We start from the raw sequence: 13,929 nt of genomic DNA on the forward strand, positions 1-13,929 counted from the left end.
CCCTATTTATTTTCAATCTTCTTTTCTTGCTCATTGATCAACAACGCCCCCCCTTGAATATTCTTAGGGCGAGTTTCCCCAATCAAAATCCCCTTCCTTTCCACCACAAGCTCTTGGCTAGAGATCTTACCATCCAAGCGCCCTAAAGGCATGATTTCTACCACTTCCGCTTCCACCGTGCCAGTGAACTTGCCATTGACCACTAATTTATTAGCAAAAATCTCACCCACTACCGAGCCGGTTTGCCCGATCACTACCGTGCTTTTAGAATGCACCACCCCTTCTAATTCGCCATCTATGTGCAAATGGTAATCCAAATGAAGCTCCCCCTTTATTTTTGTGCCTTGAGCGATGATAGTCGCTGGTCCTGTTTTTGCATTAGCTGATTTATTATTGTTATCAAAGATTGCCATCTGATGCTCCTTTCTTTATTGAAAACTTCTTCAAAATTTTTCATGTTCCATTTGGTGAAACTCATGGGGTTTATGGGTTGATCTAAAAAACGCACTTCATAATGCAAATGCGGCCCTGTGCTCATCCCTGTATTACCACTATACCCAATCAACTGCCCTTTTTTGACAAATTCGCCCGTTTTTACGATGATTTTATTCAAATGGGCGTAGTAGGTTTTAAAACCAAAAGGGTGGAAAACTTTAATCAAATTCCCATACCCCCCATTCCACCCTTTGCCCGCTAACCCCACTACCCCGCTCGCGCTCGCATACACAGGGGTGTTAATAGCGGTGCTTAAATCAAGCCCGGTATGGTTGTGTAACACATGCAAAATAGGGTGGATCCTTTTATTAAAGGCGGCTGAAACGCGCCGATAGGATTCTAGCGGGTAGTCATTAGGGATAAGGCGCATGATAAAGCTTTTTTGAAGCCCGGTAATCCCAGCGACATCCAAGCGGCTGGAAAAATTACCCTCTTCTTTTTCTTCTTCAGGCCTATTCACTCCCACCACTTCTTCTAAATCGTTGATGCGCTCCCCTGAAAGTTGCAAATCGTCTAAAAATTCATCCATTTGCAAGGAAAGCTTTTCATTAGTCTCTTTTTTTTTCTCAAATTCTTTAGTGATTAAGGCATGCTGCTTTTCAATATTTCTAATTTCTTTATTTAAAACCAGTAACGAAATGCCTAAAAACAATAAAGATCCCACAACGCTCAAAAGCGCATATAGGCCAATTTGACGGAATAAGATATGAACATTAAGATAACGGCTCCCCTTAGAGTCCGTAACCATCACAATCAAACGCCTGTCTAAAAACACCAAAATCCTTACTGGCTTATGAGCGCATCTTTATCCACATGCTCTTGGAGCTGGACAATGTCTTCTAAAACCCAAAACAAGTTCTTCCATTCAATAAATTTATTTTCTTCTAAAGCGCTTTGGAAATGATCCAAATCCCATGCCAGAAATTTTTCTGCGTCTAAAATTTTACCCAAAAAGCGCACTTCATAATGCAATTTTTCACCGCCGCTATTACCGCTCTTCCCGCTATAGCCAACCAACTGCCCTTTTTGGATAAAGCTTTTGGGCTGCACATTGACATGATCTAAATGCGTGTAAATGGAGCTAAAACCAAACGCATGTTCAATGCGCACCAAGTTCCCATACCCCACATTAGAATTAGTCTTCACAAAATCCACAATCCCATCAGCGCTCGCATACACAGGCGTGTTTAATGGCGCGATAAAATCAATCCCGGATTCAACGCCCTTAATTTTTTTAATGGGGTGGTTCCTTTCTTTGGTGGGTTTGATCGCGCTATAAGTTTTTAGGGGCATGCCATTAGGAATGAGCATGAGCGCTAAATGCTTTTGAGCCAGATTCAAATTGTCTAAATCCACTTCATCATAGAGATGCACGCCCCCATTAGCCCCTCTTTTGACTTCAATCAAGGATTCTATCGTGCGAATCTTTTGCCCCACAATAAAGAGCTCTTCTCGCTTGTTTTTAATCTCTTTGGTTAAAGTGTAATTTTTTTGATACAAATCCCTAAAATCCCTTAAAACCGCATTCCTTTCTGCTGTCATCGTGTCCATTTTAGCGATTAAAAATTTTAAAAAACCCACGCCAAGCCCCACGATCAACAAAAAAATAACAACAAAAATGATGAGGTTGCGTTTTAAATTTTTAGAAAATTTGAGCTGTTTAGAGCCTGATTCATCAATGATGGTGATCATGAGTTGGTTTTGCGGCATCAATCCCTCTTCTTTTGATAGCACTTATAAAAAGCGTTGGCTACTAAAAATGAGCCATACACCAAATAATTTTCATTTTCTTTCAAATCTTCAAACAAAGCGTATTCTAACCCTAAAGTTTCTAAAATCCCTTTAAGCTTTTCTAACTGGATAACTCTTTCTTCATGCAATTCTAAAATCAAAACCTTTTTAACCACAGGCTTTAAAATTTCTAGCACCCTAAAAGCGTCCTTATCTTGATAGCAATTATAAATCAAAATGATTTTAGCGTTAAAAATGCGTTTGATTTCTTCTTTTAAGGCTTTGGCACTATGGGGGTTATGCCCCACATCTATTAAGATATTAGGGCTTAAAAGCTCGCAACGGCCTATTAAATTCAGGGGCTTTAGGCTTTTTAAAACTTCTTGTTTATTGCATGGCAAAAGCGTTTCAAACGCTTTTAGAGCCACTTCTAAATTCATCGCTAAAAAACGGGCTAAATGGTGGCGCTCAATATAATCCCTGACTCCTTTTGAAATTTCATTTTGGACTACAATCAATTTTGCGTGTTTTTCTTTGGCGATTTTTTGGGCCGTATTTAAAACCAGTTCTTGTTGGGGAGCGATGATGTTAAGAGAACCCATCGCTTTTAATTTGGTTTGCGCAATGCTTTCTAAACTATCCCCTAAAAATTCCTTATGATCATAATCAATGGGGGTGAAGATGCTTAGGGTTTTTTCTAAAGCGTTCGTGCTGTCAAATTCCCCCCCAAGCCCTGCTTCTAAAACCAAATAATCGCAATCTTTAGCGAGCATGACGGCTAATAAGGTAGCGTATTCAAAATACGAGCAGGCGTTGCTGAAAGCGTGCGGTTGTAATTGCTGGTGGGCGTTTTCTAAAACGCTTTCTTTAACAACAGAACCATTCAAAAAAAAGCGCTCCCTGAATTCAAAAACATGAGGGGAGGTGAAATGCAACACCTTAAAATTTTGATCGGCTAATAAAAGGGTTAAAAACCGCCCCGTGCTGCCCTTACCATTAGTCCCTACAACATGAATGACTTTCGCTTGGATCTCAAAAAAAGCGTTTTTAAAATCTTTATAAATTTGAATGAAGCGGCTGGGGTCAAACTTATGGTATTCCTTAGGCTTTGTTTCTAAAAACGCACTCAATCCATAACTATTTTTCATTATTGAATTTCCCCTCATAAGCGATTTGCGCCACAAACTTAGTCAAAGTTTGTTCCACAGCTTGATTGATAGCGTAATAGCGGTTCTGGTAGGTATTAAGGGGGTCTTGTAAATTCACAGCGTAATTATAATACCCGCTATCTTGAAAAGTCTTTTGTGTGCCTCTTTTATTGTCGTAGGTGTAATTCACAGACACGGTTGCGCGATAGAAAGTCGTAAAGCCTTCTTTATTTTGCGTGATACTCGTATCGGTTACATTCGTGATTTCTATAATAATGATAGAATCCGCATCCTTTTCACTCGCTAAACGGCTTTGGAAGCGTTGCACGACTAAACGATTCATCAAATCCTTAAACTCTACAGAGTTTTCAGGGTTAGGCAAATTCACAATGAGTTTCACGTATATGCTATCGCCTAAAGCGTTTTGAGCGTAAGCTGCGATGGGCTTATACCCACAGCCCTTGAACAAAAGCAACAAAATAAAAAAAAGTAAAGCCCTCATGCGATCACAAAATTAACAAGCTTATTAGGCACATAAATTTCTTTTTTAACGCTCGCATTTTCTAAATATTTCTCTAATTCTTTTTTAGCCAAAATAATAATTTCTTCTTTACTGGCGTTAATATTGACTTTCAATTCCGCGCGCCTTTTGCCATTAATGGTAAGCCCTAAAGTCATAAAGTCTTCCATCAAAGCGTTTTCATCGATCGCTATAGGCTTAAAATTCTCTCTTTTAAAAAGCCTCTCGCTCAACTCCCATGCCGTGTGCGGGATAATAGGCTCTAAAATTTGCAACAACACAAAATAACCCTCGCATAAAATCCGCTCATTATTTTGCGCACTCAAAGCGTTTAAAGCCTCCATGCAACTTGCAATCAAAGTGTTAAACGCGTAAGCGCTTTCAGCCTTATTGAAAATTTCATGCGATTTTTTTAACGCTTCATAGACTTTTTTACGCCCTAGTTTTTGCGCTTCATTCAAGCTGACTTCTTTAAATTCAGGCTTAGAAAGAGTAGGGTTAATAATGCTCGCTTTGTCGTATAAGCGCTTGATAAACCGGTGCGCGCCTTCTAAAGTGCTGTCATTCCATTCCAATTCTTTAGCCGGTGGGGCAGCAAAAAGGATAAAGAGCCTTGCGGCATCGGCCCCGTATTTTTTCAGTATCTCTTTAGGGCTAACGACATTGCCTTTAGATTTGCTCATCTTAGCGCCATCTTTTAAAACCATGCCTTGAGTGATAAGCTGTTTAAAAGGCTCATCTAAATGAAGATAGCCCAAATCCCTTAAAGCCTTAGTGAAAAAGCGTGCGTATAACAAGTGCAAAATCGCATGTTCAATGCCGCCAATATAAGTATCCACTGGCATGAAATACTTCAAGTAATTTTGATCAAACGCTTGATTTTCACGCTGATTTTTGGGCGTGGTGTAGCGCAAGAAATACCAACTGGATTGGATGAAAGTGTCCATGGTGTCTGTTTCTCTTAAAGCGTTTTTGTGGCATTTAGGGCATTGAGTGAATTTCCAGCTCGCATGTTTTTCTAACGGATTGCCCTCCCCGTCAATCACAATGTCTTCAGGTAAAGTTACCGGCAGTTGGGTTTCAGGCACAATCCCGCAATGTTTGCAATGAATCATAGGAATGGGCGCTCCCCAATACCTTTGACGGCTCACTCCCCAATCTTGCAAGCGGTAGTTGATCACCCTTTTACCGAGGTTTTCTTTTTCAAAATAAGCAATGATTTTTTCTCTGGCCACTGAGCTAGAAAGATCGCTCCACTCCCCGCTATTTTTTAAAACCTCTTCTTTGGTGTGGGGCAAATTTTGAGGGCTTTGAGTGATCACTTTGATAGGGATATGATAAAGATTGGCGAATTCAAAATCCCTTTCATCGCAGGCTGGCACGCCCATTAACGCTCCAGAGCCATAATTAGCTAGGGCGAAATTAGCCACCCAAACAGGGATTTTTTGCTTTGTTAAAGGGTGGATAGCGTAAATGCCTAAAAACGCCCCTTTTTTCTCTAAAGCCCTTTCTCTTTGAGTCGTGTTTAAAATCGCTTTAATCGTCTTTGAATCTTCTTGACTCACTTGCTTAATGGCATGCTCTACTAAAGGGTGTTCTGGGGCTATAGCGATGAAAGTTACGCCATAAATGGTATCCGCTCTTGTGGTAAAAACTTCAATTTCTTGAATGCCGTTGCAAGCCTTCAAGCACTCATCAGCGATTTTAAAACCAAATTGCAACCCACTAGATTTCCCTATCCAGTTTTTTTGCATGATTAAGACTTGAGAAGGCCAATCATTTTCTAAAGCCTCTAAGTCTTTTAGCAACTCTTCAGCGTAATTTGTGATCTTCAAATAATATTGATAGAGTTCTTTTTGAATAACTTCTGTATCGCAACGCCAACACCTCCCGTCAATGACTTGCTCATTAGCTAAAACGGTTTTATCGTTAGGGCACCAATTGAGCATGGCTTTCTTGCGATAGACTAGCCCCTTTTCCCACAAATCAATGAAAAATTGCTGTTCAAATTTCGTGTAATCCGGATCTGAAGTGGCAAATTCCCTGTTTTTAGAAAAAGAAAACCCTAAAGCTTCAAACTCTTTTTGCATGTTTTCAATGTTTTCATAAGTCCAGGTTTTAGGGTGGATACCATGCTTAATGGCCGCATTTTCTGCAGGCATCCCAAAAGAATCAAACCCCATAGGGTGTAACACATTGTAAGAATGCAAACGATAATAACGCGCCAAAACATCGCCAATGGTGTAATTGCGCACATGCCCCATGTGGATTTCCCCACTAGGATAAGGCAGCATGCTCAAAATGTATTTTTTAGGGAGGTTAAAATCGTCTTTAGGCTCAAAACTCTTATTTTTCCACCAAAATTCTTGCCATTTTTTTTCTATATTGATAAAATCCATCGTTACCCCTTAATCTGTTTCGCTCGTTACAACGCTTTCAATCAACAAAAAGATGAGACTGAAAGCGTTGCTGATCAACGCCCCAATCATGAGCATGTAAGCGGTAACCAAATTATTTAAAATCTGTAAAAACACAAACGCCGGTATGAGGTGCAACACAGTGGCTAAAGAGCTAGCCAACAGCTCTGAAGCGAAACGCTTACACACCCCAATTTTGAGCGTAACAGAAATAAGATTTAAAGCTAACGCTACAAACAACACCACCGTGTTAGGCTCATACAAAAATCCTGCAATGGTGGTTAAAGAAATAAGGCTGAACAGCACATGAACGACCCGACCCCAATCCATAGAAACTCCTTAAACTTGACCGCCCTCATACAAACGGCGCATTTTTTCTTTCTCTTGAGCTTTTTTGATTTTTCTAGCCTCATTCTCATAATATTTATCCATATCAAAGCCTAGCAATAACGCTACTTTAGGGGCGATGAAAATAGAACTATAAGTCCCTACAATCGTGCCTATTAACATGGGCAATGAAAAGCCAATAATGATCTTACTCCCAAACACGCACAAAATCAACACCACAAAAAACACGGTTAAAGAAGTTAGAAGCGTGCGCGTGAGCGTGCTAGAAATGGCTTCATTAATGGCTTGAATGGCATTTTTGGTTTTTTGAGAGAGCATCTCTTCTCTGATCCTGTCAAAAATAATGATCGTGTCATTAATGGAATACCCGATCAAGGTGAGTAAAGCCGCAATCACTTCCAAATTCATATCAATCTTAAAAACAATCACTGAGCTTGCCACTAAAACCACATCATGCACAAGCGCAACAACACTCGCTAAAGCAAAACGCCATTCATAGCGGAAACTCACATAAACCATGATCGCCATTAACGCTAAAATCAGCGACAAAACGCCCTTTTCTTTCAATTCGCTCCCCACTCTAGGGCCCACGGTGTCAAATTTACGGATTTCAAAATCGCCACTGGGTTTTAGAATGTTAGCCACGATAGCGTTCAAATCTTCATTTTCAGCCGTTTCTACAAAAGGGAATTTGATTAAAATTTCTTCTTTAGAGCCAAACTCGCTCACTTGCACGCCTTTAAAGCGAGCTTCTTTTTCAAAAAGATCGCGCACTTCTTTAATGGGAGCGTTTTGAGTGTAACGCACTTGCACCAAACTCCCCCCCGCAAAATCAATCCCTAAAGAAAACCCTTTAAAAAACAAAAGCCCCAACGCTAGAAGCGCTAAGATCGCTGAAATAATCACCCCATAATTGGAATAACGCATGAAGCTTAAGATTCTAGTTTGCTTGAATAATTCCATAAAACCTCCTAAGCTCTTTTATTCACGCCAAACCAAAAGTAAAGGCTTTTTGTTTGGGTGAGTTTAGGTAAAAGGGCTTGATAAATCCCTTGCGTGCCTACAATAGCGGTGATAATAGAGGCTAAAATCCCAATGCCTGTGGTGAGAGCAAAGCCTTTAATCGCTCCTGTGCCATAAGCGTATAGCAATACCGAAGCGATCAAGGAAGTGATATTGGAATCAAAGATCGCCCGACTCGCATTGATATAGCCTAAATGGATCGCTTTAGCGATGCCCTCATTCTCTCTTAAGACTTCTCTAATGCGCTCGTTGATAATGATATTAGCATCCACGGCAATCCCCACGGTTAAAACAATGCCCGCCATTCCCGGTAAAGTCAGCGTCGCTCCAAAAACCGCCATGACCGCCACAATCAAAAAAAGATTGACCACTAACGCCAAACAAGCGATCATCCCCGCCATAGAGTAATAAAGCACCATAAAGCCCATCACCAAAATAAAGCCCCCCACTAGAGCGATAATGGAAGTTTTAACGCTGTCTTTCCCTAAACTTGGGCCTATAATCCTTTTTTCTAAAACCTGAATGGGAGCGCTCATCGCCCCACTCCTTAAAGCGATCGCTAAATCGCTCGCTTGAGCCACGCTAAAATTCCCGCTAATCTGCCCGCTCCCTCCGCCAATACGCTCCCTAATCACCGGGGCTGAATAAACCTTATTGTCTAAAACAATCGCCATGCGTTTGCCCACATTCGCGCCTGAGAAATCCCCAAAAATCTTAGCCCCTTGCGCATCCAGCGTGAAGCTCACCACCGGCTGGTTGTTTTGATCATACACCACTTTCGCATCTGTAAGCATTTCACCATCTAAAATGGGGATCGCTTTGAGCAAGATTTTACCCCCCATTTCCACATCAGACAATAATACGCTGCCTAATTTTTGAGCCTCTAAATCCGTCATTTTCATCGCATCTTTATTGTGCTCTTCATCCACCGCCATCATCTGCAAATGAGCGGACCTTGAAATCAACTCTTTAGCGCGCCGTTCTTCTTCTAAAGTCTTAATACCGGGCAATTGCACCGAAATTTCTTCTCTGCCTTGCTGAATGACTACAGGCTCTGCCAAACCAAATTGATCCAAGCGGTTACGAATGATCCCTATCACTTGCAAAATCGTGTTTTTACGCAATTCCTCTTGCTCTAAAGGGGTGAGCTTCACGCTATAAAACCCCGCTTCTTTGTTGATTTCAAACTGGCTATGGCCTTGCAATTCCACTAAAAGCGCGTCTAATTTTTTCGCTTCATCTTCATCTAAAAGCTCAAAACTGATCCCTTCTAGGCTGGATTTAATGTCTTTAAGCAAGATATTTTGCTTTTTAGCGTTGTATTCTAAAGCGGACGCCAAGCTTAAATACTTGTTTTTTAAAGCTTCATCGGTTTGCACCCCTAAAAGCATGTTTAACCCCCCCCTTAAATCCAAACCTAAAGTGATTTTAGGGCCTTTAGTCTCTAGTAAAGAAGGCACAGAAAACCCTACCCCTAAAAGAAGCGCGAAGATAAAAACGATCAAACGAGGGTTAAAAAGTTTCATTTAGTTGTTATTTGGCGTTGTTTCAAAGCTTTAGTACCAGATAATTTTGCCGAGATTTCTTCTCTGCCTTGTTGGATAACTATAGGCTCTGTCAAACCAAATTGATCCAATTCGTCTAATTTGAACGCTATATAGTTTTTAGAAAGTTTAGCGGTGGTGTCGTCATTGAGCTTCACGCTGAAAAAATTCGCTTCCGCTTTAAGCACCTCAACGATGAGCCCTCCTTGAGTGACAATTTTATCGCCCTTAGTCAAGCCCTCTATCATTTCTTTGTGCTTTTTTTGTTGTTGGCGTTGCGGGCGAACGATCAAAAAATAAAAAATAAGAAACAGCACCACAAAGGGCAAAAGCGTCGTTAGAATCTCTTTAGTTTGTCCCATTCAATTTCCTTAAAAGATGTTTTAATCTCAAATTATAGCATTTTTAGCTATTTCTTTAAAGCCGCTCTTTGGTTTAACAAAAATAAATACAAAGCCCCTATGATCCCAGAAATCAAAGATCCTAGTAAAATCGCAATTTTTGCCACTTCCATAGCGTCCTTATGCTCGCTCGTGAAAGCCAGATTAGAAATAAACATAGACATGGTAAAACCAATCCCTGCTAAAAGCCCGGCCCCTAAAATATGCCACCAGCTGATGCCTTTAGGGCGCGCGGTGATTTTAAGCTTTTCGCTTATAAAAGTGATTAAGAAAATCCCTAAAGGCTTGCCCAAACAAAGCCCTAAAATAACCCCTAAAAGCACCTTATCCACTTCTAAATTGATGCTAGAATCAACGCTCACTCCAGCGTTTGCAAACGCAAATAAGGGCATGATGAAATACCCGCTAATGGGGGCTAGAAAATGCTCCAATCTTTCTAAGGGGCTTTGTAAAGCGCTCGCTTTTTCTTCAATAGAATGCAAGATTTCTTGCTGCTCTTTGGTCAAAAGCGCTCCTGAACTCGTCTCTGCGTATCGCTTGCCCAGTTCCAAAAGCTCTACATTTTTAGAATCTTTAGGGATTTTCACCGGTATTATAAAAGCTAGAACCACTGCAGCGATTGTCGCATGGATACCGCTCTCATGCACGCAAAACCAAAGCAACACCCCTAAAAGCAAGTAAGGGACAAGCGAGCGGGCATTCAAGCGGTTCAATACCGCCAAGATAAGAACCACCCCTAAAGCCCCTAAAAGCCATGCGAATTTTAAATTCGTGGTATAAAAGAGCGCGATCACCACAATAGCCCCCAAGTCATCAGCCACCGCTAGAGTGATTAAAAAAACCTTTAAAGCGGTTGGAACCCTCTTGCCTAAAAGCATGATCACGCCTAAAGCGAACGCAATATCTGTCGCCATAGGGATCCCAAAACCATGCTGAGAAGGCGTGTTAGCGTTAAGAAAAAAATAAATCAACCCTGGGGCTATCATGCCCCCTATGGCCGCAATCACAGGAAAAGAAGCTTTTTTGAAACTAGACAGCTCCCCAAACAACAATTCTCGCTTGATTTCTAATCCTATCATTAAAAAGAATAACGCCATTAAGACATCATCAATCCAGTGATGCAAACTAAAGCCGATGAAAAAATCCCCTATTTGAAACCCAAAAGGGGTGTGCCATAGTGCAAAATAACTTTCTTTTAAAAACGAATTAGCCACCACCATCGCTAAAACAGCGTTTAAAAAGAGGAAAATCCCTCCAAAAGACTCGCTTTTAATAAAGTTTTTAAGCGTCAAACTGAGCGCGTTTTCTGTTTTTTTGATATTCATAGACAACCTTAAAATTTTTAATTTCAAACCCATAATTTTTCAAGCAGTCTTTTATGAGCGTAAATAATGCCCGCTTGTATCTTAAAATGGGGGGCTTGAGTTTGCAAAAACGCAGCGTAATGAGACACTTGCGCCTTATGGCTTTGCTGGTAATTTTGAGAGCTTTTATAATCTAAAACATACAAATTTTGCCCCTTATCCCACAATAAAACATCAATCCTGGACACAACCCCTTCAAATAAGAAAGCCGCTTCACCCTTTAGGGCCAAATTTTTAAAAAGAGCTTGTATCTCTGCATCGTTTTCAAAAAGCTCTAAACTTTCTTCTAACGCTTGGTAATCCAAACCATAAAAACCATGATGGTAGTTTAAATATTCTAAAACGCTTTTTTTAGGAATATTATAAGCGTATTGGTATTCTAACCCCTTGTGCAAGGCGATACCAAAATTGATCGCTTCCTGGTCGTTATTCTTTTCATAATCGCTATCTGGCTCTTCTTCTATCTCTTGGACTTGCTCGCCATAGGCATGGGGTTTGATCACAGCGCTTGCAATTAAAGGCTCTTTTTGTGGAGAAATAACCGGCGCGATTGTTCCCTCTTCTAAAGGCGCAAGATCCAATTTTTCGCGCATTCCTTTGTTTTCGCTTTCTTTTTTGCTTTCTTTTTTGTCTTTAGCCACGACAACCAGCCCTAACTCAGCCCTAGTGAATGCGACATAATACACATTGGTTTCTTCATTCTCTTTAGCCGCTTTTTCTTTGTCTAAAGCCCTAGCGTAATCTTTATCCACGACCTCACGATTTTTCATTCTGTAATAAAGGCGAAGAAGCTCTGTGCCATTATATTCTTCAAGGAATTGATTGGAGTTATTGGACCTAGGCTTGCCCAAGCGTTCACACACGATCACATAAGGGAATTGCATGCCTTTAGACGCATGAATGGTCATGATTTGTGCGCCTTTTGCATTGAAAGAAGCGATCTTTTTAGCCTCTAATTTTTCTAAAAATCCATCGGCGTCTTCGCACCCAACCGCCAACTCCAAGCAGATTTGAGCGCGCTCTCCATAAAGCTCAAACAATTCCATCACCTTCCACACAAAGCCTGCCACGCTCTCTTTTTTGGGGTTAAAACCAGGCAAAGCGATCGCATCATCATGCAAGTATCCAGCGAGTTTTAAAACGCTGTGCTTATAAAAGGGCTTGTAAGGTTCTTCCGCTAGAGCGTATCTTAAAGCGTTCTTAATGATTTTAGATTCTACAAATTGAGACAATTTTGCGCTAGATTCCGTGCTTGGGCGAATGGCGCTCAAATTCTGTTGCAAATAATTTTTGATTTCTAAAGCGTCATCATTAGTGGCGCATAAAATGGTAATGTCTTTAGGCTCAATACGATGATCTAAAAGGTTTTTAGCTTCTTGTAAGATTTGTTCTAATAACAATTCCCTTTCATCAGCCACTAAAGAGACTTTAACATAGCCGTCTGTAACATGTTTATTTTGAGAAGTTTTAGGGTATTTTTGCTCCAAATAAGCGGTGGGGGAATTTTGATAAGCCTTTTTAAAAATGGTATTCACATAATTAATAATCAAAGGCGCACTGCGGTGGTTGAATTGTAAATTATCGTGGTAAAAATCTTTAGCAACGCTTTCAAACAAGGAGCTAAAACTCCCCCTAAAGGCATAAATGCTCTGCTTGACATCGCCCACAAAAAACACGCTCCTGTGCCATTTAGCTTGCCCTATCCCAGCTTTAATCTCATCAATAAAAGGGGCTAAAATCTTATAATCGTTCAAGCTCGTGTCTTGAAATTCATCAATCAAAATGTGCGCGATTCTGCTGTCCAATCTGAAATAAAAAAACTCCGCCGGCACCTCTTCATAACCCTTCAATAAGGCATGGACTTTATCTTTAATCGCATCAAAATCCAGGGTTTGGATTTTAGAAGTGGCTTTATCATAAAGCTGGATGAATTTAGGGAATTTTTTAAACAATGCGATCTCTTTGGCTTCATAATAGCGTTTCAGATCGTTTTCAATTTCTTCGCATTCGCTCTCTAAAGTGGGGATTTCATTTTTGAGTTTTTTGAAATAGCGGTATTCGCTCTTTTTTTTAAGCCAGGTTAAAGAGCTGTTTAAAAACCCCCTAAAATCATCGCATTTAATGGCTTTTTTAGCATCATTTGACGCTGTTTCTATGCTTTGAATTTGTTGGTTTAAGCTTCTTAATTTTTCTAAAAAGCCCTCTTCATCAAATGCAGGCTCTTTTTTATTAGGATCAAATAAATAGAGCTTGTTTTTTAAAAAACGCAACCGCTCTAAAATAGAATCGCTTGTGTAACTATCATAACTTAAGCATTGAGCGATAAAAACGCTCAATTCTTCAAGCTGTTCGCCATTTAAAGCGCTCAAAAAACCCTCATTAAGCTGTTGTTGGTGCAATTTGGTGTCTTCATTGACTTCAAAATTCGCACTCAACCCCACAAACCAGCAAAATTTCCTTAAAATGCTTTGAAAAAACGCATCAATAGTGCTGATTCTGATTTCGGCGTTCAAAAAGCGTTGGTAGATTTTTTGAGCGCTATTTCGCACCAAATCAGGGTCTAAATGGTATTTTTCTTCTAATTCTTTTAGGATATTTTGGGATTTTTCTTTTTCATTTTCAAGGTTTTCTTGTTGCAAAATTTTTAAATAGTCTAAAATGCGCTCTTTCATTTCGGCGGTGGCTTTTTTAGTGAAAGTGAGCGTTAAAATCTCGCTAGGGTTAGCCCCCTTAAACAATAGGGCTAAAAACCGCACGCTCAAAGCGAAAGTCTTCCCGCTCCCTGCTGAAGCCTTTAAAGCCATGCATTGTCTTTTTGTATCCATTATAGCTACCCTAAATTTCTATTTTGTCTTTATTATAACCTAAAAGCCTTTTTTACTTAAGCTAAAAAACCTTAATCTTTTGCTATAATCATAGGGTTTTGTCGTTTTTTCTA

General features: G+C 40.2%; 12 protein-coding genes. All 12 read right to left on the reverse strand.

Annotation, left to right across the window (positions count from 1 at the left end; all coding sequences use genetic code 11):
- Nucleotides 1-2: 2 nt before the first annotated feature.
- Genes DV63_RS11630 through DV63_RS11685 form a run of 12 tightly spaced genes read right to left on the reverse strand, consistent with a single transcriptional unit; the run spans nucleotide 3 to nucleotide 13,816 of the window.
- Nucleotides 3-413 (reverse strand): bactofilin family protein, encoded by a 411-nt coding sequence (locus DV63_RS11630; RefSeq protein ID WP_000963936.1) that lies wholly within the window; start codon nucleotides 411-413, stop codon nucleotides 3-5.
- The gene (gene csd1, locus DV63_RS11635; RefSeq protein ID WP_000478130.1) at nucleotides 332-1,270 is read right to left on the reverse strand and encodes a peptidoglycan DD-metalloendopeptidase Csd1; all 939 of its coding nucleotides are present in this window, start codon (nucleotides 1,268-1,270) and stop codon (nucleotides 332-334) included. Before csd1 ends, DV63_RS11630 begins: the two co-directional genes overlap by 82 nt.
- An 8-nt stretch (nucleotides 1,271-1,278) precedes the next feature.
- Nucleotides 1,279-2,205, reverse strand: coding sequence for a M23B family cell shape-determining DD-metalloendopeptidase Csd2 (csd2, locus tag DV63_RS11640; protein ID WP_001135940.1), 927 nt, complete (start codon nucleotides 2,203-2,205; stop codon nucleotides 1,279-1,281).
- Entirely contained in the window at nucleotides 2,205-3,374 is a 1,170-nt protein-coding gene (locus DV63_RS11645; protein WP_000798684.1) for a Mur ligase family protein, read from the reverse strand. The genes csd2 and DV63_RS11645 overlap by 1 nt, the downstream gene beginning before the upstream one ends.
- A complete protein-coding gene (lptE, locus tag DV63_RS11650; protein ID WP_001202108.1) occupies nucleotides 3,364-3,876 on the reverse strand; it encodes an LPS assembly lipoprotein LptE in 513 nt (170 codons plus the stop codon). Before lptE ends, DV63_RS11645 begins: the two co-directional genes overlap by 11 nt.
- A complete protein-coding gene (leuS, locus tag DV63_RS11655; protein ID WP_000345738.1) occupies nucleotides 3,873-6,293 on the reverse strand; it encodes a leucine--tRNA ligase in 2,421 nt (806 codons plus the stop codon). The genes lptE and leuS overlap by 4 nt, the downstream gene beginning before the upstream one ends.
- A gap of 9 nt (nucleotides 6,294-6,302) precedes the next feature.
- The gene (locus DV63_RS11660) at nucleotides 6,303-6,641 is read right to left on the reverse strand and encodes a DUF6394 family protein (protein WP_000383774.1); all 339 of its coding nucleotides are present in this window, start codon (nucleotides 6,639-6,641) and stop codon (nucleotides 6,303-6,305) included.
- A 9-nt stretch (nucleotides 6,642-6,650) separates the two neighbouring features.
- Nucleotides 6,651-7,622: a protein translocase subunit SecF gene (gene secF, locus DV63_RS11665; protein WP_000418577.1), complete on the reverse strand. Its 972-nt coding sequence runs from the start codon at nucleotides 7,620-7,622 to the stop codon at nucleotides 6,651-6,653.
- A gap of 8 nt (nucleotides 7,623-7,630) precedes the next feature.
- The gene (secD, locus tag DV63_RS11670) at nucleotides 7,631-9,208 is read right to left on the reverse strand and encodes a protein translocase subunit SecD (RefSeq protein WP_000765462.1); all 1,578 of its coding nucleotides are present in this window, start codon (nucleotides 9,206-9,208) and stop codon (nucleotides 7,631-7,633) included.
- Entirely contained in the window at nucleotides 9,205-9,588 is a 384-nt protein-coding gene (gene yajC, locus DV63_RS11675) for a preprotein translocase subunit YajC (protein ID WP_000531789.1), read from the reverse strand. The genes secD and yajC overlap by 4 nt, the downstream gene beginning before the upstream one ends.
- Nucleotides 9,589-9,635: 47 nt before the next feature.
- Complete coding sequence (nhaA, locus tag DV63_RS11680) at nucleotides 9,636-10,952, reverse strand: sodium/proton antiporter NhaA (protein WP_031202300.1); 1,317 nt, start codon at nucleotides 10,950-10,952, stop codon at nucleotides 9,636-9,638.
- Nucleotides 10,953-10,975: 23 nt separating this feature from the next.
- Nucleotides 10,976-13,816 carry a RecB-like helicase gene (locus DV63_RS11685; protein ID WP_000380096.1) on the reverse strand — a complete coding sequence of 947 codons (2,841 nt, stop codon included), beginning with the start codon at nucleotides 13,814-13,816 and terminating at the stop codon, nucleotides 10,976-10,978.
- Nucleotides 13,817-13,929: the final 113 nt, after the last annotated feature.

Origin of the sequence: Helicobacter pylori FD535, assembly GCF_000296015.2 — a bacterium.
Lineage (GTDB): Bacteria > Campylobacterota > Campylobacteria > Campylobacterales > Helicobacteraceae > Helicobacter > Helicobacter pylori_CT.